The organism is Dialister hominis (assembly GCF_007164725.1).
Lineage (GTDB): Bacteria > Bacillota > Negativicutes > Veillonellales > Dialisteraceae > Dialister > Dialister hominis.
In genome coordinates, this window is sequence record NZ_AP019697.1 from 1,353,695 (window position 1) to 1,374,776 (window position 21,082).

Annotated in this window: 23 protein-coding genes and 1 other annotated feature (1 of these 24 only partly in view); of the genes, 6 read left to right on the plus strand and 17 right to left on the minus strand. The window is 47.5% G+C overall.

Annotation, left to right across the window (positions count from 1 at the left end; genetic code table 11):
- Positions 1 to 105, minus strand: a binding site (T-box leader) (it extends 124 nt beyond the left edge of the window).
- A gap of 128 nt (positions 106 to 233) precedes the next feature.
- Positions 234 to 728: a nitroreductase family protein gene (locus Dia5BBH33_RS06285; RefSeq protein ID WP_022381842.1), complete on the minus strand. Its 495-nt coding sequence runs from the start codon at positions 726 to 728 to the stop codon at positions 234 to 236.
- 315 nt (positions 729 to 1,043) lie between these two features.
- Between Dia5BBH33_RS06285 and Dia5BBH33_RS06290 the strand changes: the two genes are divergently transcribed.
- From Dia5BBH33_RS06290 to Dia5BBH33_RS06310, 5 genes are all read left to right on the plus strand, one after another.
- Positions 1,044 to 1,472, plus strand: coding sequence for a universal stress protein (locus Dia5BBH33_RS06290; RefSeq protein ID WP_143332590.1), 429 nt, complete (start codon positions 1,044 to 1,046; stop codon positions 1,470 to 1,472).
- A gap of 103 nt (positions 1,473 to 1,575) precedes the next feature.
- On the plus strand, positions 1,576 to 2,004 hold the full coding sequence (locus Dia5BBH33_RS06295; protein WP_022381844.1) for a universal stress protein: 429 nt from the start codon (positions 1,576 to 1,578) through the stop codon (positions 2,002 to 2,004).
- A 154-nt stretch (positions 2,005 to 2,158) separates the two neighbouring features.
- Entirely contained in the window at positions 2,159 to 2,587 is a 429-nt protein-coding gene (locus Dia5BBH33_RS06300; protein WP_232518121.1) for a universal stress protein, read from the plus strand.
- Positions 2,588 to 2,794: 207 nt separating this feature from the next.
- Complete coding sequence (locus Dia5BBH33_RS06305; protein WP_022381846.1) at positions 2,795 to 3,223, plus strand: universal stress protein; 429 nt, start codon at positions 2,795 to 2,797, stop codon at positions 3,221 to 3,223.
- A gap of 18 nt (positions 3,224 to 3,241) precedes the next feature.
- The gene (locus Dia5BBH33_RS06310; RefSeq protein ID WP_108850834.1) at positions 3,242 to 3,727 is read left to right on the plus strand and encodes a universal stress protein; all 486 of its coding nucleotides are present in this window, start codon (positions 3,242 to 3,244) and stop codon (positions 3,725 to 3,727) included.
- Positions 3,728 to 3,783: 56 nt separating this feature from the next.
- Here the strand turns inward: Dia5BBH33_RS06310 and Dia5BBH33_RS06315 are convergent, their stop codons facing one another.
- The 13 genes from Dia5BBH33_RS06315 to Dia5BBH33_RS11375 form a co-directional block, all read right to left on the minus strand.
- Positions 3,784 to 4,638 (minus strand): mechanosensitive ion channel family protein, encoded by an 855-nt coding sequence (locus Dia5BBH33_RS06315; protein WP_143332592.1) that lies wholly within the window; start codon positions 4,636 to 4,638, stop codon positions 3,784 to 3,786.
- A 74-nt stretch (positions 4,639 to 4,712) separates the two neighbouring features.
- Positions 4,713 to 5,765 carry an IS30 family transposase gene (locus tag Dia5BBH33_RS06320; RefSeq protein ID WP_108849707.1) on the minus strand — a complete coding sequence of 351 codons (1,053 nt, stop codon included), beginning with the start codon at positions 5,763 to 5,765 and terminating at the stop codon, positions 4,713 to 4,715.
- A 203-nt stretch (positions 5,766 to 5,968) separates the two neighbouring features.
- Entirely contained in the window at positions 5,969 to 6,811 is an 843-nt protein-coding gene (locus Dia5BBH33_RS06325; RefSeq protein ID WP_144269416.1) for a bifunctional 5,10-methylenetetrahydrofolate dehydrogenase/5,10-methenyltetrahydrofolate cyclohydrolase, read from the minus strand.
- 10 nt (positions 6,812 to 6,821) lie between these two features.
- Positions 6,822 to 8,489, minus strand: coding sequence for a formate--tetrahydrofolate ligase (locus tag Dia5BBH33_RS06330; RefSeq protein WP_143332593.1), 1,668 nt, complete (start codon positions 8,487 to 8,489; stop codon positions 6,822 to 6,824).
- Positions 8,490 to 8,649: 160 nt separating this feature from the next.
- Positions 8,650 to 10,614: a penicillin-binding protein gene (locus Dia5BBH33_RS06335; RefSeq protein ID WP_143332594.1), complete on the minus strand. Its 1,965-nt coding sequence runs from the start codon at positions 10,612 to 10,614 to the stop codon at positions 8,650 to 8,652.
- Positions 10,607 to 12,106 (minus strand): CCA tRNA nucleotidyltransferase, encoded by a 1,500-nt coding sequence (locus Dia5BBH33_RS06340; RefSeq protein ID WP_307987197.1) that lies wholly within the window; start codon positions 12,104 to 12,106, stop codon positions 10,607 to 10,609. The genes Dia5BBH33_RS06335 and Dia5BBH33_RS06340 overlap by 8 nt, the downstream gene beginning before the upstream one ends.
- A gap of 208 nt (positions 12,107 to 12,314) precedes the next feature.
- Positions 12,315 to 13,526: an NAD(P)-dependent malic enzyme gene (locus Dia5BBH33_RS06345; RefSeq protein ID WP_022381853.1), complete on the minus strand. Its 1,212-nt coding sequence runs from the start codon at positions 13,524 to 13,526 to the stop codon at positions 12,315 to 12,317.
- Between the two features lie 23 nt (positions 13,527 to 13,549).
- Entirely contained in the window at positions 13,550 to 14,317 is a 768-nt protein-coding gene (gene speD / locus Dia5BBH33_RS06350; protein WP_143332595.1) for an adenosylmethionine decarboxylase, read from the minus strand.
- Positions 14,318 to 14,443: 126 nt separating this feature from the next.
- The gene (locus Dia5BBH33_RS06355) at positions 14,444 to 15,031 is read right to left on the minus strand and encodes an XTP/dITP diphosphatase (protein WP_022381855.1); all 588 of its coding nucleotides are present in this window, start codon (positions 15,029 to 15,031) and stop codon (positions 14,444 to 14,446) included.
- 35 nt (positions 15,032 to 15,066) lie between these two features.
- Positions 15,067 to 16,545, minus strand: a complete 1,479-nt coding sequence (locus tag Dia5BBH33_RS06360) for a restriction endonuclease subunit S domain-containing protein (RefSeq protein WP_143332596.1) — start codon at positions 16,543 to 16,545, stop codon at positions 15,067 to 15,069.
- Positions 16,546 to 16,690: 145 nt separating this feature from the next.
- Positions 16,691 to 17,083 (minus strand): 30S ribosomal protein S9, encoded by a 393-nt coding sequence (gene rpsI, locus Dia5BBH33_RS06365; protein ID WP_022381857.1) that lies wholly within the window; start codon positions 17,081 to 17,083, stop codon positions 16,691 to 16,693.
- Between the two features lie 24 nt (positions 17,084 to 17,107).
- Positions 17,108 to 17,548, minus strand: coding sequence for a 50S ribosomal protein L13 (rplM, locus tag Dia5BBH33_RS06370; RefSeq protein ID WP_022381858.1), 441 nt, complete (start codon positions 17,546 to 17,548; stop codon positions 17,108 to 17,110).
- Positions 17,549 to 18,007: 459 nt separating this feature from the next.
- The gene (locus tag Dia5BBH33_RS11375; RefSeq protein ID WP_269776988.1) at positions 18,008 to 18,136 is read right to left on the minus strand and encodes a hypothetical protein; all 129 of its coding nucleotides are present in this window, start codon (positions 18,134 to 18,136) and stop codon (positions 18,008 to 18,010) included.
- A gap of 28 nt (positions 18,137 to 18,164) precedes the next feature.
- Here Dia5BBH33_RS11375 and Dia5BBH33_RS06375 point away from each other — a divergent pair, with 28 nt between their 5' ends.
- Complete coding sequence (locus tag Dia5BBH33_RS06375) at positions 18,165 to 19,625, plus strand: carbon starvation CstA family protein (RefSeq protein WP_143332597.1); 1,461 nt, start codon at positions 18,165 to 18,167, stop codon at positions 19,623 to 19,625.
- Positions 19,626 to 19,698: 73 nt separating this feature from the next.
- Here Dia5BBH33_RS06375 and Dia5BBH33_RS06380 read toward each other — a convergent pair whose 3' ends face one another.
- The 3 genes from Dia5BBH33_RS06380 to Dia5BBH33_RS06385 are packed head-to-tail and all read right to left on the minus strand — an operon-like array spanning position 19,699 to position 21,079.
- Positions 19,699 to 20,178, minus strand: a complete 480-nt coding sequence (locus tag Dia5BBH33_RS06380) for an LUD domain-containing protein (protein WP_232518023.1) — start codon at positions 20,176 to 20,178, stop codon at positions 19,699 to 19,701.
- Entirely contained in the window at positions 20,163 to 20,330 is a 168-nt protein-coding gene (locus Dia5BBH33_RS11290) for a hypothetical protein (RefSeq protein ID WP_022381861.1), read from the minus strand. Before Dia5BBH33_RS11290 ends, Dia5BBH33_RS06380 begins: the two co-directional genes overlap by 16 nt.
- A gap of 56 nt (positions 20,331 to 20,386) precedes the next feature.
- Complete coding sequence (locus Dia5BBH33_RS06385) at positions 20,387 to 21,079, minus strand: nucleoside recognition domain-containing protein (protein WP_022381862.1); 693 nt, start codon at positions 21,077 to 21,079, stop codon at positions 20,387 to 20,389.
- Positions 21,080 to 21,082: the final 3 nt, after the last annotated feature.

The following is a 21,082-nucleotide window of genomic DNA, read 5'->3' on the forward strand; positions in this document are numbered from 1 at the left end:
GCACCTCACAGGCCCATTCGTATGACTTCGCGTACCGGACTTGCACTCGACGCCGGCTCCCTGAAACGATTCCATCATAGTACTCTTCCTGATCACAGGTTCTTTCTATTAAACGAATTATAGCATTCACAATTCGCACTGTCAAAGAAATTTTCCAAACACTTTGGGACAGAAATCAGCAATTCGACTCTTTCCATTAAAAGGAGCCCTGCTGCCGCAGGACTCCTTTCCCATTATTTGATTTCGTGAATTTTTGACGGATCGAATCTGTCGTGCGCTTTAGGCTCTCTTGCAGGGTACCCATAGGCAAAAATAGCAAACGGCCGGACTGAATCGGGAAGATTCAGGATTTCACTCACTGCATCCATCCTGTCTTTGAACGGAGAGACGCCAAGCCATACGCCGCCCAAGCCAACATCTCCCGCTGCCAGCCACATATTCCCCATAGCAAGGCTCACATCGTAATCGGAAACCTGCGGCCATTCGCACTCATTCCGGACAGCAGCTGCAATCGCTATAGGTGCCCTTGCGGCAGGCCCTGCATAAGGGCTGATCTTGGAGAGTTTTTCCAGGATATCCCGGTTCGTGATGACGTAGAATTCCCATGGCTGCTGATTGCCTGCCGACGGCGCCTGCATGGCAGCTTTCAGGAGATACTCTGTTTTCTCTGCCTCAACCGGCTGATCCAGATAACGCCTGATACTGGTCCTTTTAAAAATCTGATCCATTTTTTACCCCTTCCATAAAAATTTATTCAAAACACAGATTTTGTAATTTCTAATCTTATATAAGTATAGCAAACTATGATTTTTACGACAAATACTTCGTTTTATTCATTATGTCTTGCGCTTTCCTCAACTTCTAAACCAATGATTAATTGGAGCAAAAATTTCAATAAAAATAATATCATGCAGTATAAAAATTACCAATTTTACTTTTATATTTTCTTGTGTTCTAATTAAGTTAGAAGAGGGGAAATACGGCATAGTCCGCAGTGTGAGTCAAATCATTTTCATTATATTTTGTAAGAGTAGGTGATTGATATGGAATTCAAAAAAATCCTTATTCCGGTTGATGGTTCCGATCCATCCATGAACGCATTCCATTGTGCACTGGATCTGGCAAAAGCACACAAGACAGAAATGATTCTGCTCTATGTCATCGATGCCAATGAAATGTTCTATGCAACCAATCAGGTCATGCTGTCTGGCGAATTCTTCGAAACCATGAAGGGTGTAGGCACCAAACTGATTGAAAAACTGGTGAGCGAGATTCCTGAAGATGTTCCCCACAAATCCATCTGTGTCGTAGGCATTCCTGGTGAAACAGCATCGGATATTGCCAAGTCAGAAGAAGTGGACCTCATCGTCATGGGCAACAGCGGCAAGGGCGCATTCAATGCTTTCGTCACAGGCAGTGTCAGCCAGTACGTCATCCACCACGTAGAATGCCCGGTTCTGATTGTCAAGTAATCAGAGTTTACAAAAGAATCCGCATGTTTCTTCCTGAGAAGTGAATTATCGTGCATGCGGTCTGTCTTTTCCCTGATTTGAATTCATAAGGAGAATGATCAAAATGGAATTCAAAAAAATTCTCGTTCCGGTCGATGGCTCGGAAGCCGCCGGAAACGCTCTGCACTATGCTGTAAACATGGCAAGAAATCATGGTTCTTCCATTACCCTGATCAGCGTTGTTGATGCCAATGATCTTCTGAGAGAAACCAATGACGTCATGCTGACCGATGAATTCATGGAAACCCTCAAAGTCGAAGGCAAGGAAATCGTTGCCCAGGCTGCCAAGGACATTCCGGAAGAGATTCCCCATGATGAAGTCACTGTCCTGGGCACACCAGGCTATCTCATTGCCAAACACGCTGAAGAAGAAGGCGTAGACCTCATTGTTATGGGCAACAGCGGCAAAGGTGCATTTTCTTCCTTTGTTACCGGCAGTGTCAGCCAGTATGTCATTCACCACGTAAAATGCCCTGTACTGATTGTTAAATAAATAATGAGCCCGGATATCCATCTTCCGGGCTCATTTTGCATTTCGAAGGATATAAAATTAATTCATTTTACTTTTCCAGCCGATTGTGCTGTAATAAAGACAGGAAAGCTGGTATTTCTATTCATTTTCATTATCCGGAGGGTGTGTGATCATTATGGAAATCAAGACAATTCTAATCCCGGTCGATGGCTCTGAACCTGCCGAGAATGCATTCCGTTACGGCGTAGGGCTGGCAGAAGAGAATGGAGCCACTATCGTTCTTCTCCACGTTCTGGATGCCAATGAAACATACTATGCAACAAACCGTGTGATGCTGGCTGGCGGTATGCTCGACGAAAGAAAGGAAACAGCACAGAGAGTCATGGATCAGATGAAATCTCAGGTTCCGGAAGGAATCACCTGCAAAACAGTCATTGCAGCCGGCGTCCCAGGTGAAACAGCGTGCCGCACTGCAAAAGAAGAAAATGCTGATTTGATTGTAGTAGGCAACAGCGGCAAGGGCGCCATTTCCTCCTTCGTTATGGGAAGCGTCAGCCGTTACATCATTCATCATGTACACTGCCCTGTCCTTGTCGTCAAATAAACAGAATTTCCAAAGACCGCTTTTGCGGTCTTTTTTTTTATTCCTCTCCCCCCTATTTTCTTCTGTACTTCATTGAAATACCTATGCACCACTATAAAAATAAACAATTTTACTTTTTGATATCTATATGTTGTAATTAAGATAAGAGCGGTGTTTCCAAAATCCTTTTGGATTTATTAATTTAATCAAGACAAGAAGGTGTCCCCCATGGAAACAAAAAAAATTCTAGTTCCAGTCGACGGATCAGAACCTGCAAACCGTGCTTTCCACATTGCACTCGATCTGGCTGCCAAAGACAAAGCAGAAGTCACGCTTATTGATGTCGTCGATGCCAATGACATGCTCTATGCAACAAGCAAGGTCATGATCTCCCCTGAGTTCTATACGACCATCAAGAGAAAAGGGAAAGAACTCATTACAAAACTGGAAAAGGAAATTCCTGAATCCATCCCCCACTCCACTGAAATTCATGTCGGCCTTCCGGGCCAGATGATTGCCAGTGTCGCAAAAGAAGGGCATTTTGATCTGATCATCATGGGCAACAGCGGCAAGGGAGCTCTTGATGCTTTCGTCACAGGAAGCGTCAGCCAGTATGTCATTCATCATGCCAACTGCCCGGTCATGATTGTTAAATAAGGAAGCGAGATAGAATCCATGGAAATGAAGAAAATCCTTGTCCCGATCGACGGGTCCGAACCATCCAAAAATGCATTCAAGCTGGCTCTTGCGCTGGCTTCAAAAATGGACAGCGAAGTCATCCTTCTCAATGTTGCTGATGTCAATGAAATGACATATCCGGTCGAACAATTTGATATCCTGACCGATTCTTATTTCGGCAAGAAGGATATGCCTGCCGGCGAGTACAAAGATTACCGTGCAGACGTATTCAAGGCAGCCAACGAAAAAGGCAATGAATTGACAAGGGAACTCGTTGAACAGATCCCGGAGGGCATTACCTATACCGTTACAACGAAGATCGGCACCCCGGGCCCAACCATTGTCAGAGCTGTCAAGGAACTGGAAGCAGACATAGTCGTCATGGGAAACAGCGGCAAAGGCGCCCTTTCCTCCTTCGTCACCGGCAGCGTCAGCCAGTACGTCATGCATCATGTAGAATGCCCGGTAACAATTGTTAAATAATCACCCAGTAAAAAAGACTGCGAACACGAATGTATTCACAGTCTTTTTATTGCATATCAGTCTTTTGCCTGATGGACGACGACCTGCGGGAACGGGATATCGATTCCTGCATCATCAAGTTTCTTCTTGATGGCTATATACAGTTCATTCTGCGCCGTGAAGTAATCTTCACTCAGAACCGTTGCACGGATGTAGATATTAATGGAAGAATCCCCGAGTCCATTGACATAAATGGCGATATCATCCTTGTTCATGACATACTTATTCTCATGGAACACTTCTTTCAGAAGCTCAATACAGTGAGCAAGGTCCGTACCATAGCCTACACCGATATTGAACTGCAGGTTTCTCGTATTGAACGAAGAATAGTTCATGATGACACTATTTGTGAGTGAGGAATTCGGTATGACGATCATCTGATTTCCCATTGTGGAAATCTCCGTGTACATAATCCGGATATCAACAACCGTTCCCTGATTCGTTCCTACTGCAATATAATCTCCCACGCTGAACGGGCGGAAAATCAAAATGAAAATGCCCGAAGCAACGTTTCCGATGTTGTCTTTAAGACCGAGGCCGATAGCAAGTCCGATACCGCCAAATGCAGCTGCGAGCGTTCCTGCTGCCACGCCGGCTGTGCTCAGTGCGATAATGGTAACGATGGCCAGGCAGAAGAAAAATGCAATCTCACTGACGAAAGTTCTGGCCGATGGATCTACCTTCCCTTTTTCAAGAATCTTGATGATTCCCTGACGGATATACCGGCAGATCACATACCCGACAATAAATATGATAATTGCTTCAAGAAGATCGATTCCCCTGTTGAAAGCAAAATTTTCTAATCCGTTTATTACTTTGGCCGTGATTCCGACTTCGTCAGTAACCACTTTTGTAACTACGTTTGGTTCCACAGTCTCTTCCTTTCTTAATACTTATATCAAATCATTCCCGAATTGCAATAATAAGTTGAACACCCGGCGAACCTTTATGCAGTAAGTGCTGCAAGCATTTCTTCCCTAAAGCACTCCTCGGGTGTCTTATAGCCGAGTATTTTTCTTGGCAGGGTGTTGGCCCAGCACTCTACTCTGGAAATGTGTTCCACTGGGTAATCCTGGATTTTCTTCCCTTTGGGAAGAAATCGACGGAATAAGCCGTTGTGATTCTCATTCGTACCTTTGTCGCTGGAGCAGTACGGATGCGCATAATAGATCCGTGTGTGACTTAGTTTCTCTAGCTCCGACAGGCTAGAAAACTCACTGCCATTGTCTGTCGTAATGCTGAGGAACACTCGGCTGAAACAGCCGCGGAACATTCCATCCTTCAATTTTCTGAAGGCTGCTATTACAGAGGCACTTTCCTTGTTGGGCAGTTTTCTGATGAGGGAACAGCGTGTCTTGCGCTCAACCAGAGTCAGCAGTACTTCGTCCTTTGAGCGAGATCCCAGTACAAGGTCACACTCCCAATGCCCGAAATCCTGACGCTCATCCACAGAAGGATCGCGCTCATCTATACTGCGGCCGAACTTCTTCTTACGCTCACGAACCCGCTTCCTGGCGTTTTTTCGCTTGACGCGCAAGGGCAGGTCAATACTCTTGATTTTTCCTAGGAGCCCCAGCGTGACATAGTTGTACAGGGTTTTCGTACAGACCATCTCGCCACGTTGAAATTCTCCCGTAACCAGTGCCCTGCCAAAGCAGGCATCGAGCGACCAGTGATGTTCCTGAAGTCTCTTCTGCACATAGTCGAGGAATGCTCCCTTTGCTATGGCGTCGCATTTGCGACCACAGTTTTCGCGATGCGCCTCATAGGTGCTTTGCCCGTCTGCTGCGCGATAGCGTTCCACCTTGCCGTTATAGCAAAGAACCTTGCCACGCTTCACCTCGTTGCGTACCGTATTGACACAGCACCCAATCTCACGGGCTATGCTCCGATACGATTGCTTGTCGCGGAGACGCGTTTGGATAATGACTCGTTCCTCAAAAGTTAAATGAGCCCCTTTTTTGCGTAACGTATCCGTGGTAAAATGATTTTGATCCATAGCGATTCTCCTTTGTGGTTGTGTTTTTTGTGCAACTACATTTTACCACAAGGGTTCGCTATGGATTTTTAAGTGTTCAACTTAATTATACAATCCGCCTTCCTCTTTATTCTAACATATGAGAAAGGAGCAGGCAGGGAATTCATGAAATTTTATAAATCCATAGAAAAAGAGCCGCAGATTTTGCGGCTCTTTCGTGTCCTTTAATCGCGGATGAATTTCTCTCCGGCTTTGATAATATTCTCGATGACCATGGCTGTCGTTACGCTTCCTACGCCTCCTGGAACCGGAGTGATGCATCCGGCTTTCTCAGAGACATTGTCGTAATCGACATCGCCAACGGTCTTTCCGTTTACACGGTTGATGCCCACATCAATGACGACGGCGCCTTCTTTGACCATATCTGCTGTCACGTATCCAGGTCTTCCAACAGCAGCGACAAGAACATCAGCCTCGCGTGTCAAACTTGTCAGATCCTTTGTATGAGAGTGGCAGATCGTTACTGTTGCATTCTCCTTCAGGAGCATAATGGAAACCGGTTTCCCGATGACATTGCTGCGCCCTATGACGACGACGCGCTTTCCATTCATTTCAATCTTATAATGCTTCAGGATTGCCATGACGGCGCGCGGTGTATTTCCGAAGAGTCCGTCTTTCCCGGCAAAAAGTCTTCCTGCATTCATGTCCGTCAGCCCGTCTACATCCTTATCCGGATCAATGAGTGCAATCATCTTTTCAGGATCGATCTGCTCCGGAAGCGGCATCATCATAAGAATGCCTGTTATTTCATCATCATTGCTGAGATCGGTGATTAATTTCCCAAGCTCATCTTCGCTGACATCTTCTGCTTCCTTGAATATGCCTGAATTGATGCCATAACTTTTAGCAGCTTTCTGCATGAAGGATGCATACATGGCAGAGGGCTTGCTGTCTCCCGCCAGAATGATGGCAAGCTTTGGTTCATACCTCTTCGCCTTCAGTTTTGCCAGGCGTTCTGCCAGTTCCTTTTCAAGAGCTGCTGCTACTTCTTTTCCATCTAAAATCATTGCTGCCATATCAGAAGAGCCCCGTAATATTTCCTTCGTCATCCACATCGATACGTTCAGCAGCCGGACGGCGCGGAAGTCCCGGCATCGTCATGATCTTGCCAGTCAGAGCGACGACAAAGCCTGCGCCGGCAGATACTTTGACTTCTCTGACATGGAGTGTAAATCCTGAAGGTGCTCCCAGCTTGGACGGATCATCACTGAAGGATACCGGTGTCTTTGCAATGCAGACAGGCATCTTTCCGTATCCCATTTCTTCAATGTGCGCCAGTTCTTTTGCAGCGGCACCGTCAAATGCCACGCCGTCAGCGCCATAAATTTCTTTTGCAATGGTTTCAATCTTTTCCTTAAGGGAAAGGTCCAGATCATAAAGCGGCTTGTAATTGGATCCCTGATCAATGGCTGCCAGTACTTTTTCACCCAGATCAAGTCCGCCTTCACCGCCGTCAGCAAAGACAGTGGATTCAGCAACAGGTACGCCGGCTTCCTTGCATGCTTCGAAAGCGACTTTCTTTTCTTCTTCTGTATCGGATGGGAACATGTTCAAAGCAACTACGATCGGCAGGCCATACTTCTTCAGGTTGTGCATATGGCGAAGCAGATTCGGAAGGCCTCTCTTTACAGCTTCCGGATCGGATTCTGTCAGTTCGTTCTTTGCCTTTCCGCCGTTCATCTTTAGTGCGCGGATGGTAGCGACGAGGACTGCAGCATCTGGTTTGAGACCTGCGAAACGGCACTTGATGTCCAGGAATTTTTCTGCGCCAAGGTCAGCACCGAATCCTGCTTCCGTAACGACGTAATCAGCAAGATGCAGAGCTGTTCTTGTTGCCAGGACAGAGTTGCATCCGTGAGCGATATTGGCAAACGGGCCGCCGTGAATGAAGGCCGGGACATGTTCGAGTGTCTGTACCAGGTTTGGCTTCAGTGCATCCTTCATCAGTGCGGTCATAGCGCCCTGTGCATGAATGTCGCCTGCAGTAACCGGTTTATTGTCATAGGTATAGCCGACAATGATTCTTGCAAATCTTTCTTTCATGTCATGGATCGAATCTGCCAGGCAGAGGATAGCCATAACTTCGGAAGCGACGGTAATATCGAAGCCGCCTTCTCTTGGCACTCCGTTTGCATGGCCGCCGAGACCTACAACGATATGACGGAGAACACGGTCATTCATATCCATGACGCGATTCCATACAACGCGTCTGGGATCAATGTTGAGTTCATTTCCCTGCTGGATGTGATTGTCGACCATAGCTGCCAGAAGGTTATGCGCAGCTGTGATTGCATGGAGGTCTCCGGTGAAATGAAGGTTGATGTCTTCCATCGGTACGACCTGGGAATAGCCGCCGCCGGCAGCACCGCCTTTTATGCCCATGCATGGTCCAAGGGATGGTTCACGCAGGCAGATCATCGTCTTTTTGCCCAGTTTGGACAGAGCCTGTCCGAGGCCGACGGTCGTCGTTGTCTTGCCTTCTCCGGCAGGTGTTGGTGAAATAGCTGTCACAAGAATCAGCTTTCCCTGTGGTTTTGACAGCACCTCATTCGTGAATTTCAAGGATACTTTGGCTTTGTACGGTCCGTAATTTTCCAGATTTTCAGGAGCAATACCGACTTTCTCACCAATTTCAACAATCGGTTTCATCTCCGCTTTCTGTGCGATTTCAATGTCACTCAGCATCTCTTTTTTCCCCTTTCCTGGCAACGGTGAAATAAAGGTAAATCTTTATTTATTATAGCATGCAAGACACTATGCCGCATAAAAACGTACAGGAAATATGGTCATTTTATGTTTTGGAAAACCGCCAGCAAAAAACTCTCCCCGAAGGAAGAGTCTTTTATTACTGCCGGAAATATACGTGGACGCTTGAGCCTCTCTTTACAGTTGCCCCTATTCCGGGATCCTGCTTGTAGGCATAGCCGCTTCCTTCAGGCTGGAAACCGAGTCCTGCGCGGGTCAGCCATTCTCCCGTGTCGCGGATCGTCCATCCTGTAAAGCTTGGAAGCCTGAATTCTTTCACATCCTCTGATGGAATTGCCGGCTTGTACGTTTCAATATCCTTTGCTTTCGGCTTTGCATGCGTTGCTTCATCTTCCAGTGTCGGTACTGAAAGGTAATGCATGATATGCGTCATGGCTTCCTTGAAAACAGGAGCTGCTACCTGGCCGCCATAGTATACGCCTTTTGGTGTATCCAGTACGACAAGGCATATAGCCCTTGGATCTTCCGTAGGGCCGAAGCCGCAGAAGGATGCGATGTACTGGTTTTTAAGATACCCGCCGTTGACTGCATCGATTTTCTGTGCCGTACCGGTTTTCCCTGCCATATGGTAGCCATCAACCTGCGCATTTGTGCCGCCGCCGGATGCGACTTCCTTTTCCATCATGTCCTTGACTTCATCAGCCACTTCCTTGGATACAGGATTTCCGCTGATTTCCGTCTGATTGACCTTGTAATCGCTTCCATCCGGATTCTTGATTTCCTTGATGATATGCGGCTTGACCATTTGTCCGCCGTTTGCCAGGGCGCTGTATGCCTGCACCATCTGGAGCGGTGTTACCGCAATGCCCTGCCCGATGGACATGGTCGCCACATCGATAGCACGCATTTCCTTCGGATTGAAGAGAACGCCCGATCCCTCGCCAGGAAGATCGATTCCGGTCGGTTTCCCAAAGCCGAATTTCTTTGCATATTCCGTCAGTATATCTCCGCCGGTCAGAAGCCCTATATGGGCAAAGCCGGTATTGATGGAGAATTTCAGGATATCAACGAGACGGACATCGCCATAGGATTCATCATCCCAGTTCCTGATGGCATGGCCGGATGCCCAGACTGCCCCGGGATCGTGCCAGACACGCTGCGTGTCATATGTTTTGGCTGCCAGAGCAGCCGCTGCAACGACAGGCTTGAATGTCGATCCTGGTTCGTAAATATCGACAACGGCACGGTTCTTGAATTCTGCTTCTGTCGCCTTGTCAAAGTGGTTCGGGTCATAGGAAGGCCTGTTTCCAAGCGCAAGGATAGCCCCTGTCTTAGGATCCATGACGATAATGATGCCGCCGGATGCTTTGGTGCTTGTCATAGCGCGGTCGAGCGCTCTTTCTGCATAGAACTGGATATTCTGATCGATTGTCAGATACACGGATCGTTCATTTTCAGCCTTGTACGGAGCAAGAGCCGACTCCAGAATCGGATTTCCCCGGGCATCGGTCAGAAGCATCTGCTTGCTCTTGCCTCCGCGGATCAGGTCATCCAGCGACATTTCAAGCCCGTCGAGCCCCTTGTCATCGAGACCTACAAAGCCCAGCACATTCGCTGCCATAGGGCCATTGGGATAGAATCTGCGGCTTTCATCGAAGAAGCCGAAGCCTTTCCACCCTTTTTCCTTGATCAGAGCCTGCACTTTATCGGAATCTTCCGGATCCATCAAACGCTCCAGCCATACGAAGCGTGTTTTCCTCGACATGGCCTTCGCCAGGTCTGATTCATTTTTCTTCAGAATCGGAGCGAGGTCTTTCGCTGCTTCTGCTGCGCTGACGTTCATTGTCCCGGGGTCTGCATACAAGGATTTGACCATGATGGAAAAAGCAAGTTCCTTGCCGTTCGTATCGTAGATCGTTCCTCTTGGTGAATAGAGTGTCTGCACGCCTTCGGTCTGGTTCATCGCCATTTCCTCATACTGGCTTCCGCGGGCAATCTGGATCCAACCAAGTCTTCCGGCAAGCAAAAATCCGACGATGCATAGGATGCCCGCCATCTTCCTGCTTCTGGATTTCATGATTTTTTCAGGACCTGATTTACTCATGCGATCTTCTCCTCATATAACGGACTGCTGCATCGTAGATGGCCGCAGGTTCATTTTCAAGGCTTCCGCTCTGCACGCGGATAAGAAGGTTCTTCATTCCTTCAGGCGTCTTCTCTCCTAAAAGGAGGGGAACACGCTTGTCATAATGAAGTTCCTTTGTTGAAACAGGGATTTCCAGCGCAAGCCGGGACATGTATTCTCCGATTTCCTGATGTCCCCTTGTATCGGCGTCCGGATTTCCGCATCCTATAATGTCTGCGATGGAAAGATCTGTCATCTGCAGCATGGCTTCCGATACATCGGCCGACGTCGGGAATGCTTTTTCTCTGGCAATCTGCCTTATCCACTTGTCGGGATGTGATTTCGGATCGTTGGCAATGGTATGGAATCTCATATGATTTTCTACCAGCCAGGTTACACGGTTGACAAAGGCTTTCGGACGTTTCCAGTGCTTCAGGAGCGCTCTGGTCATTTCAGCCCCTTTCTTATCATGGCCGTAATCAGTAAGCCGTCCCTTGTGAATGCCCCTGACACCAGGCATTCCTTTGCCTACGTCATGAAGAAGAGCCGCCCAGCGGTTGATGAGTAATGGTTTTGATGCATCAAGAACGGCCAGTGTGTGATACCAGCCGTCGAACTTATGAAATTCTTTCTGCTGCGGAAGTCCCACCAGGTGAGAGAGTTCCGGAAGAATGGCAATTTCCGTTTCTTTGCCGTATTCCGTTGCATGGCAGAAACATTCATTAAGCCCTGTACGCACAAGAAGGTCAAAGCCGCGCGCTGCATGCGGCGTCACAATCAGCCGGTCTATTTCACTTTCCACTCTCTCAAGCGAAAGTCCCTTCACCCGTTCAAAGGCGGAAGGCATGCCGTCAATCAGTGAACGATCCGCCATGAAATCCAGCTGTCCCAGAAAACGGCAGGCACGGAAAAGGCGGAGCGCATCCTCTGAAAAGCGCTTGGATGACTCACCGACCGTACGGAGCCTTTTCCGGTCCAGATCAGAAACGCCATCAAAGTAATCATAAATCACGCCGTCTGCATCGACAGCCATGGCATTGACAGTGAAGTCGCGGCGCATCAGGTCTTCCTTCAGATCGGATGCAAAATGCACTTCACTTGGACGATGTGCATCCTGCCCGTACGTTTCGCTCCGGAAAGTCGTCACTTCATAGCTCATGCCATCAATGACGATGATAACTGTTCCAAAGCGGCGTCCCTCTCCTCCAATGGCTTTCCATCCGCGGCTTTCTGCCACGCGGATCGTTTCATCCGGAAGAGCAGACGTTGTAATATCCCAGTCATGAGGCTCAAGCTTCATCATCAGATCCCTGACGCAGCCGCCCACGATAAATGCTTCAAATCCATCTTCATGAAATGCACGCAAAATACGCATTGCACCCTTGTCTATGAGTCCGATCCTTTCGTCAGAAGACAGATTTTCAAATCCTTTTTTATGAAAGTAAGAAGAAACCGCCCCCAAGAATCCCATGGTTCTCCCTCCTGTATGAATGTATATCTATTATTATATACTGAATTGGAATGGCGGGCAAAAACAGTTATGCGAAATATTTCGATTTTATAATTCAAATATTTGATAAAAATCCCGTTTGAGCAAAAAAAGACCCATATCCTGAAATGGACATGAGTCTTTTTATTATCGTATAAAATTACATTCAACGATTAGTTACATTCAACGATTAGTCTTTGTACTGAGCTGGAAGTTCAGTTGCTCTTGCTACGCCTGTCTTGATAGCAGCTTCTGCTACAGCCTTTGCGACGACATGAGGAACTCTCTTGTCGAATACGTCAACGACAACATGCTTCGGATCCAGTGTGCACTGTGTAGCCAGATCAGCCAGAGCATGAGCAGCAGCCAGTTTCATTTCTTCATTGATCTGGCGTGCGCGTACGTCGAGAGCGCCGCGGAACAGGCCCGGGAATACGGAAGAGTTGTTTACCTGGTTCGGCATATCGCTTCTGCCGGAGCCATAGATGTAAACGCCTTTTTCTTCAGCTTCTTCATACATGATTTCCGGAACCGGGTTTGCCATAGCGAAGACAATGCTCTTGTCTGCCATGGTCTTCAGAGCGTCATTGTTGAATACGCCAGGAGCGGAGCAGCCGATGAGTACGTCTGCGCCTTTGACAGCATCAGCAAATGTTCCCTGCTTGTTTTCCGGGTTTGTTTTCTTGATCAGTTCCATCTGGACTCTGTCGCGTTTTCCATTGTCAAAGAGAATGCCTTTGGAATTCAGGATGGTCATGTTTTCAGCCTTTACGCCGTCTTCCAGAAGCAGTTTTGCAATAGCTGTGCCTGCAGCGCCTGCGCCGTTGATAACGACTTTGATGTCTTCGATCTTCTTGTTAACGACTTTCAGAGCACCGAGCAGTGCTGCGAGAGCTGCAATAGCTGTGCCGTGCTGGTCATCATGGAATACCGGAATATTCATGATTTTCTTCAGTTCGTCTTCAATGTCATAGCATTTCGGGGAAGAGATATCTTCGAGGTTGATGCCTGCGAAGTTCTTTTCCAGAAGCTTTACTGTATGAATGAATTCATCTTTGTCTTTGGTGTCAAGAACGATCGGAATCGCATCAATGTTGCCAAATTTCTTGTACAGAGCAGATTTGCCTTCCATAACCGGCATGGAAGCAGCAGCTCCGATATCGCCAAGGCCCAGTACGCGGGTGCCGTCGGAAATAACTGCTACGACATTGCCTCTCCAGGTCATGGTCAGGGACAGATCTTCGTCGTCCTTAATAGCAAGGCACGGAGCGGAAACGCCCGGTGTATATACGATAGCCAGATCGTGGCCGTCGTTCAGTTCAGCATTCAGTTCAGTCTTGATCATCTGATGCTTTTCTTTTCTAAGCTCAATGGCTTCCTGTCTAAGTTTCTCGGTATCCATAAAAAACCTCCTGAATAATAAAATTAATCTTTTATAGCCGGCATATTCCTGCCGTTAAAGATTTCATACATTTCCTGCTTGAGCAGGCGGCGGATTCTCTTTACTTCCTTCTTGTCGAGTTCCTTTTCCGTCGTGTCAAACAAATAGTTGTCCAGCTTGAAATCATGAATCAGCATCTTTGTGTGGAAAATATTTTCCTGATAGACGTTGACGTCAATCATATCATAGCGGTGGCGGAGATCCGGCGACATATAATTCTGGATGGAATTAATTCTGTGGTCGATATAGATCTTCTTGCCATTGACATCCCTGGTGAATCCCCTGACACGATAGTCAGTGATTACGATGTCTGCATCAAATGACTTCAGCAAATAGTTGAGCGCCTTCAAAGGAGAGATTTTCCCGCAGGTCGATACATCGATGTCTGCGCGGAATGTGCAGATCCCATCCTGAGGATGCATTTCGGGATATGTGTGAACAGTGATATGGCTCTTGTCCAGATGCATGACCACATCCTGCTTTTCCACTTCTTCCTCTGCAATCAGCATCGTCACGCTGGCGCCCTGCGGATCATAATCCTGCTGGGCCGTATTCAGCACGATGGCACCGATCGTATCAGCAACCTTATTCAAAATCTGGGTCAGTCTTTCTGCACTGTACTGCTCATCAATATAAGCAATGTACTTTTTTCTTTCCTGTTCTGTACTGGCATAACAAATGTCGTACATATTGAAGCTGAGCGTCTTCGTCAAATTGTTGAAGCCGAACAGTTTAAGCTTACCTCTTTTCATGAAGTAAACTGACACCCCCATCCTTATTCTTACCCGGAATGGAACATTCCAATTATAACATAGAGTCAAATAGATTGAAAACGATTTATATCTTGTATACTTATTCTGTATAGATATCGATTAAGACTATAATTTTTTTAGCTCATTGAGCAGCGCCTGGATGGCTTTTCCGCGATGGCTGATCTTGTTTTTCTCCTCCATGGAGATTTCTGCCATCGTCTTGCCATACTGCGGCAGGTAGAACAGCGGATCATATCCAAAGCCGCCGTTTCCTTTGTAGAAATCACGGATGATGCCCTCGCAGGTACCTTCTGCTGTGATTTCCTTTCCATCCGGCCATACAAGTGCAATGACGCATACATAATGGCCCTTGCGGTCATCTCCGGTATACGGTTTCAGGTCTTCCACAAGTTTTCTGTTGTTGGCCTCATCATCGCCATGCTTTCCTGCATAACGGGCGGAATAAACACCCGGGCGGTCGCCTAAAACATCTGCAATGATGCCGGAGTCATCTGACAGCACGGGAAGATTTGTGACTTTGGCGTAATAATGCGCTTTCTGCAGTGCATTTTCTTTGAAAGTTTTTCCAGTCTCCTCCGGATCTGGTGCATCAGAGACATCAGCAACAGGAACAGCTTCCCAGCCTATTTCAGAGAATACTTTCTGAAATTCCCTGATTTTTCCTTTATTATGAGTTGCAAGAACCAGCTTCATTAATTTACCCTGCCTTTCATTTATGACCACTCGATTTATGCCTGACCATGTCCCATCATCAGGGCGACGGAATCTCTCTTAGCATTTCTCCAGGCTTCTTCTGCCTTTGCCAGCGATTCAGCTGTCTTGCAGCAGAGCGCATCTGCTTCGCGGATAACCATATCATCCGCCTTGGGAAGCGGCAGCCTGAGAATCCGTTCCGTTATTAAATGGTATGAATACCCTGCTTTCATCGTATTAAGGAAAAGCTGGCCGACCGGGCCGTCCAAGTACAGTTTCAAGTACCAGGAAGTGTACCTGCCTGAAGGGCGGAATGCCAAGATGCCAGGTGCAAGAACGCAGGATGTCCCTTCCGGAATGACGGCGGTCTTCACACTTCCATCCCTGACTGTAATGACAAGATCGCCGCTTCTGACAGCAATCCCTTCATCGCCTTCTTCTGCCGGCGCTGAGGAAATAAGGTCTTTCCTGATTCCTGAATCAGAAATGCCTTCTGCAGAAAGGCCGTCATAATATCCGGCGGAAAGTCTTCCAGGCATGAGACCTTCGAACACTTTTCCGATGGAATGATCGAGATCCAGAATATTTCCTGCAAGGATCGACTGAAGCGCAGGAGATCCATTGTATGCGTAGATATCGATATTCCAGTCGTCAGCTGCTGCAAAATCTTCAGAAGAAAGCTTAAGCGTATCATACCCATGGAAAGCGCCGGCTTCAAATCCGGATTCGCCAAATGATACGGCAGGCGACTTTTCTCCTGCAAACCGGAGGAATGCGTACTCCTTGCCGCCTAAATCTGTATCATAATAAGAAACGAGTTTTCCTTCAGCGGCCAGAGCCTTTCGTGCGTCTTCTGCTTCCTCACTGTTTTCAAGAAGAAGCGCATATGGAATCAAAACATCCATCGTGCCCTTCTCTGAAAGTCTTCTGGTGATCGAGGCAGCATGCGCAATGCTGCTTGTTTCCCAGTTGAATATGTAATTATATGCTTCCGTGTCAGCATCAAGTTCTTCCTCCATCATCATCCGCCCTCGAGGGAAGACCATATGGAGCTTTTCTTTCCATTCCGGCGAATTCATGGCAAGAGCTATTCTCTTCGTCGTCAGATCCTTGAAAAGATCATCCAAAACAGGAAGGTAGTTTTCTGCGCCGGAGAAAAGGATTGTCTGTCCTGCTTCTTCTGCCTTCTTTCCTGCTTCCTTGAGAAGAGCTCTGACTTCCTGACGCGCTGTGCCTGCTCCCGGTGCAAAGGCCATCGGATCCACGCGTAGCGCGAGTGTATACACTCTGGCATACGTATCGGCATCCCCTTCATAAAGGCCCAGGCGGTCAGCCGTCTTCTTCATATTTTCATACAGATCTTCAATGGAAATGCCATACTGGGCATTCGACGGATTGCTGAAAAGGAAATAGTCCAGATACCTTGCACGCATGACTTCCTGGAAGATATTTTCTTCCGGTACGCCATAGCGTCCAAATGTATTCGTTGCATCAATAATATCCTGTGGAGTCATATCCAATCTTCCTTTCGTTTTTGACTTCAATTGTTATCATTATACTTCACAGAGCCATTGATGCGCTACCTTGCGCAAATACGGCTGTCTTAACCGAAAAAAACGCACATGGAATTCCATGTGCGTTTTTGCCGTAATCCAACGATTAACGCTTGGAGAACTGGCTTGCTTTTCTTGCTTTCTTGAGACCGTATTTCTTACGTTCTTTCATTCTCGGGTCACGGGTCAGAAGACCTGCGCTCTTCAGCAGTTTTCTGTAGTCAGCGTCTACGTCGAGCAGTGCGCGGCTGATGCCATGACGGATAGCACCTGCCTGGCCTGTACGTCCGCCGCCTTTAACGTTAGCAATAACGTCATATGCGGAGGTTGTGCCTGTCAGTTCAAGTGGCTGTTTAATGATCAGTTCGAGAGTTGCAAGATCGAAATAATCTTTCAGTTCACGACCGTTGATTGTAATGTTTCCCTGTCCCGGTACCAGACGGACTCTGGCAACGGATGTTTTTCTGCGGCCAGTGCCGTAGTATGTAGCTTCTGCCATTTCTTATATTTCCTTCCCTTCTGGTTAACGGATATTGAGCTTCAGTTCTTCAGGTTTCTGAGCTGCGTGCGGATGTTCTGCACCAGCATAAACATGAAGCTTACGATACATCTGAGCGCCAAGTTTGTTCTTCGGAAGCATGCCGCGAATAGCATGTTCAACAACCCAAGCTGGTTTTTCACGAAGAGCGTCCCCGGCTTTCTGGTATCTATCTCCGCCGATGTAACCGGTGTAGTGGAAGTATACCTTCTTCAGTTCTTTCTTGCCTGTCAGAACGACTTTATCTGCGTTGATGACGATAACGTTGTCGCCTGTATCAACATGCGGTGTGTAAGTAGGTTTATTTTTGCCTGTGAGGACTTTAGCTACACTAGCTGCCAGACGGCCAAGTGTCAGTCCTTCTGCATCAACAATATACCATTTACGGGTGATGTTTCCCGCATTGGCCATAAATGTGCTTTTCATTATAAATGATTCCTCCTGAATACTAAACAGAACCGCAAGATATTGTCTTTCCTCCGGGGCTAGTGGTTTCCGGACAAATCTCACAAGAGGTATTATACCTTTTACGGAGAGTTCATGTCAAGTAAAAATAAAGACTTTTTTCTTCATTTCCTTTAGATTTCATAGGAAATTCTTTTTATATTTTACTATACATTATATATCAAGGAAATGAACAAATCTTGGATGATAGATATGTGCTGTTCCTCAAATGATTTCAATCCGCCAATTAAGGCTACATCTTAAGATAGACTCATCCTCAACGTGTATATTTATTACTAAATGGCATATGTTTTTGCTATTGACGTATAGGTTGGTGTGTTGTATTCTAATATTCGTAAAGTGCAACGGATGAGAACATTAAATCATGTTTCCGATAAAGGCTCATCCAACATTTAATTACGAAACACAGGAAAGAAGGTGTCACGCTGCCGGATGCGGATCGAAACTCCGTTTCCATGATTTGAGATGAAGTATGCCGCTTGTGCCGATAGCCGCAAGGCTTTCTGCGGTTCTGGGCAGAAGCGCCGGATTCATCAGGAGTGTATTCATTATTTTTTTATTTGGGGAGGTATTTCCTTTGATAACCTTTTTACTTGCGCTGGCCGCTTTAATCACAGGCTACTTTATCTACGGCCGCATCGTTGATCACTTCTTTGGTCCTGACGACCGTCAGACGCCTGCCACGATCCACAACGACGGCGTTGACTACATTCCGCTTCCTACATGGAAAGTTTTCCTGATCCAGCTGCTCAACATCGCTGGTCTGGGACCGATCTTCGGCGCTCTTGGCGGCGCTCTCTGGGGTCCATCCGTTTACTTATGGATTGTCCTCGGTACCATTTTCGCCGGCGGCGTACATGACTACCTCTCCGGCATGATGTCCATCCGTGAAGACGGACACAGTATTTCTGAAATCGTTGGCCACCAGATGGGCAGCACCATGCTGAACATCATGCGTGTCTTCTCTGTCATTCTTCTTATCCTCGTCGGCACCGTATTCATGACAGGCCCGGCAATGCTCCTAGCAAAACTGACCAGCTGGGAAGTTCTCCCATGGCTCATCGTCGTTCTTGCCTACTACTTCCTGGCTACCATGCTCCCGATCGATAAGATCATTGCACGTTTCTATCCGATTTTCGGTATCTGCCTCATCATCATGGCTGTCGGCATCGCAGGCGGCATGCTCTTCGGCGTAGGCGGACACACAATGCCTGAAATGGTTTTCGCTAACCTGTATCCGGGAGAAAACCAGCTCCCAATCTGGCCGTTAATGTTCATCACCGTTGCTTGCGGCGCTATTTCCGGCTTCCATTCCACCCAGTCCCCTCTCATGGCCCGCTGCCTGAAAGATGAACGTCTCGGACGTCCAGTATTCTACGGCGCCATGGTTGCAGAAGGTGTCATTTGCCTGATCTGGGCAGCTGCAGGCGTTACATTCTTCGACGGCACAAGCGGCCTTCAGGCAGCTCTGAAAGCCGGCGGCCCTGGCGGTGCAGTTTATGATATCTGCGTCGGCTACATGGGTACCGGCATCGGCGCAATCCTCGCTATGCTCGGCGTCGTTGCATGCCCGATCACCTCTGGTGATACTGCATTCCGCGCAGCTCGTCTGACCCTTGCTGACTGGTTCAAGATCGATCAGGTCGGCCTTGTAAAACGTCTTGCATTCGCAGTTCCGCTTCTCGGCATCGGTGCCGTTCTTTCTCAGATGAACTTCAACATTATCTGGCGTTACTTCTCCTGGACAAACCAGACACTCGCTATGATCGTTCTCTGGACCGGCGCAGTTTACCTCTATCGTCACTGTGAAGGCAAAGCATGGCTCATGGCATGCATTCCGGCAACATTCATGTCCGTTGTCACCTCCACTTACATCCTTCAGGCTAAGGAAGGCCTCGAACTGGCTACTTCCATCACTTACCCGGCAGGCATCGTATTCGGTGCAGTCTGCCTGGCACTCTACCTGAAAGCGACTGTTTTCAAGAAGAACTCTTCTTCCAATGAAGAGCTGGAAGCAGCTCCTGTTGAAAACAACTGATCCATAATAAAAACACTCCGCGAGGGAAGGCGCGGGGTGCTTTTTTATTGCTCTTTTATCTATTGCAAATTCATTAGTATCCCAAATCCTCATTGATCAGGATGACTTCCATTTCAATATTCCTCATCTTCTTATAGTAAATGGCAAGGACATTGCAGATTCTGTCAGGCGCACCGCAGTCATAGCAGCGGTCTCCTCCCTGAAGCGAGCATCCGCACTTGTATCCGTGGCGGAGAACATTTTTCGGCGCGGCCACGTTCCTTGCACGGTAAATGGCCTCTTCCAGAGTCGGCATGATTTTATTGACCCCCAGGACAAAGTACACTTTTTTATGCCCGAAGAGCGAGCCTGCCACTCTGTTTCCTGTGCCGTCCACGTTGACCATGACGCCAGTTTCCGATACACCGTTCACCGATGTCAGGAAAACGTCAGTCACCATGGCCTTTCTCGCCAAATCAAGAAAGGCTTCGTTGCTCTTTTCAAACCCGTCTCTTTCCCTGTTGATCTGGTGCACATCAAATACGGTGTTATGGCGGCTCAGTTTCTCATACATGCCATTGCCTGAAGTGTCAATGAATCCCCGAACCCCACCGTCTCTCCGTCAATCTTCCCGTCAAGATACTCTGCCGCTTCTCCTGCCGTTTCAAAGACGCTGCACTCGAAGCGGTTGCGCTTGAACGCTCTTCTCACTTTTTCAAGGTCCATAATGATTTCCCTTTTTACAATAAAAAAGGGAAGCCTGAACAAGGCTCCCCTGCAATTTATACTTCTTCAGAAGGCAGTACTGATTCAGGATGTCTTCTGTGATAATACTTCAGATAAAAGCGGACGAAATTCGCACCGATAAATTTAACAATGATAATGAGCACGATAACCACGCCCACGGGCAGTATAGAGATAGGAAGAAGTGCCGCCCCGGAAGCGATGGTGTTATTGATGACGGCGGAGCCTGCATACTGATACGCAGCAAAAATCGTTCTTTCGTCATCATTCATCATGCCTTCTTCAAAAAGGTTCTTTGTCATGAAAGCGCCGATATCGGAGCTGGTAAAACTGGATATGAAGGCAAGTCCGGCTACGCCAGGAATTCCCAAGAGGAAACGGAGGAATGGCTGGAAAAGCTTGCCGGCAGCCTTCAAGGCTCCTAAATGCTCGCATGTTTCAATCAATCCCTGCGCGAGCATGGTAACCGGCACCATTGTCAATGCAAAGGCAAAACCTTCCCTTGCACCAAATCCGCCTGTTCCCTGCATTGCAATCTTCGCACCATCGGCATGGCCAAACTGCCCCATCAGGTTCATCAGGTCGAATGCTTTCAGGAAATTATCCTGATGCGCTACAAGCCCTGAAAAGGAGATGGTCAGGAAAGCGAGGGACACCCATCCTTTCCATGTCACCTTGTATTCATTTTCCTTCTGCAGCGCTTCCTGTTTATTTTCTTTTGATTCACTCATTGG

What these genes read in the sequence shown, in the direction of transcription:
- Dia5BBH33_RS06285 (WP_022381842.1), bottom strand. Translation starts at nt 728, where the DNA reads ATGGATCAGATTTTTAAAAGGACCAGTATCAGGCGTTATCTGGATCAG.
- Dia5BBH33_RS06290 (WP_143332590.1), top strand. Translation starts at nt 1,044, where the DNA reads ATGGAATTCAAAAAAATCCTTATTCCGGTTGATGGTTCCGATCCATCC.
- Dia5BBH33_RS06295 (WP_022381844.1), top strand. Translation starts at nt 1,576, where the DNA reads ATGGAATTCAAAAAAATTCTCGTTCCGGTCGATGGCTCGGAAGCCGCC.
- Dia5BBH33_RS06300 (WP_232518121.1), top strand. Translation starts at nt 2,159, where the DNA reads ATGGAAATCAAGACAATTCTAATCCCGGTCGATGGCTCTGAACCTGCC.
- Dia5BBH33_RS06305 (WP_022381846.1), top strand. Translation starts at nt 2,795, where the DNA reads ATGGAAACAAAAAAAATTCTAGTTCCAGTCGACGGATCAGAACCTGCA.
- Dia5BBH33_RS06310 (WP_108850834.1), top strand. Translation starts at nt 3,242, where the DNA reads ATGGAAATGAAGAAAATCCTTGTCCCGATCGACGGGTCCGAACCATCC.
- Dia5BBH33_RS06320 (WP_108849707.1), bottom strand. Translation starts at nt 5,765, where the DNA reads ATGGATCAAAATCATTTTACCACGGATACGTTACGCAAAAAAGGGGCT.
- Dia5BBH33_RS06325 (WP_144269416.1), bottom strand. Translation starts at nt 6,811, where the DNA reads ATGATTTTAGATGGAAAAGAAGTAGCAGCAGCTCTTGAAAAGGAACTG.
- Dia5BBH33_RS06330 (WP_143332593.1), bottom strand. Translation starts at nt 8,489, where the DNA reads ATGCTGAGTGACATTGAAATCGCACAGAAAGCGGAGATGAAACCGATT.
- Dia5BBH33_RS06335 (WP_143332594.1), bottom strand. Translation starts at nt 10,614, where the DNA reads ATGAGTAAATCAGGTCCTGAAAAAATCATGAAATCCAGAAGCAGGAAG.
- Dia5BBH33_RS06340 (WP_307987197.1), bottom strand. Translation starts at nt 12,106, where the DNA reads ATGGGATTCTTGGGGGCGGTTTCTTCTTACTTTCATAAAAAAGGATTT.
- Dia5BBH33_RS06345 (WP_022381853.1), bottom strand. Translation starts at nt 13,526, where the DNA reads ATGGATACCGAGAAACTTAGACAGGAAGCCATTGAGCTTAGAAAAGAA.
- speD (WP_143332595.1), bottom strand. Translation starts at nt 14,317, where the DNA reads ATGAAAAGAGGTAAGCTTAAACTGTTCGGCTTCAACAATTTGACGAAG.
- Dia5BBH33_RS06355 (WP_022381855.1), bottom strand. Translation starts at nt 15,031, where the DNA reads ATGAAGCTGGTTCTTGCAACTCATAATAAAGGAAAAATCAGGGAATTT.
- Dia5BBH33_RS06360 (WP_143332596.1), bottom strand. Translation starts at nt 16,545, where the DNA reads ATGACTCCACAGGATATTATTGATGCAACGAATACATTTGGACGCTAT.
- rpsI (WP_022381857.1), bottom strand. Translation starts at nt 17,083, where the DNA reads ATGGCAGAAGCTACATACTACGGCACTGGCCGCAGAAAAACATCCGTT.
- rplM (WP_022381858.1), bottom strand. Translation starts at nt 17,548, where the DNA reads ATGAAAAGCACATTTATGGCCAATGCGGGAAACATCACCCGTAAATGG.
- Dia5BBH33_RS11375 (WP_269776988.1), bottom strand. Translation starts at nt 18,136, where the DNA reads ATGAATACACTCCTGATGAATCCGGCGCTTCTGCCCAGAACCGCAGAA.
- Dia5BBH33_RS06380 (WP_232518023.1), bottom strand. Translation starts at nt 20,178, where the DNA reads ATGTATGAGAAACTGAGCCGCCATAACACCGTATTTGATGTGCACCAG.
- Dia5BBH33_RS11290 (WP_022381861.1), bottom strand. Translation starts at nt 20,330, where the DNA reads ATGGACCTTGAAAAAGTGAGAAGAGCGTTCAAGCGCAACCGCTTCGAG.
- Dia5BBH33_RS06385 (WP_022381862.1), bottom strand. Translation starts at nt 21,079, where the DNA reads ATGAGTGAATCAAAAGAAAATAAACAGGAAGCGCTGCAGAAGGAAAAT.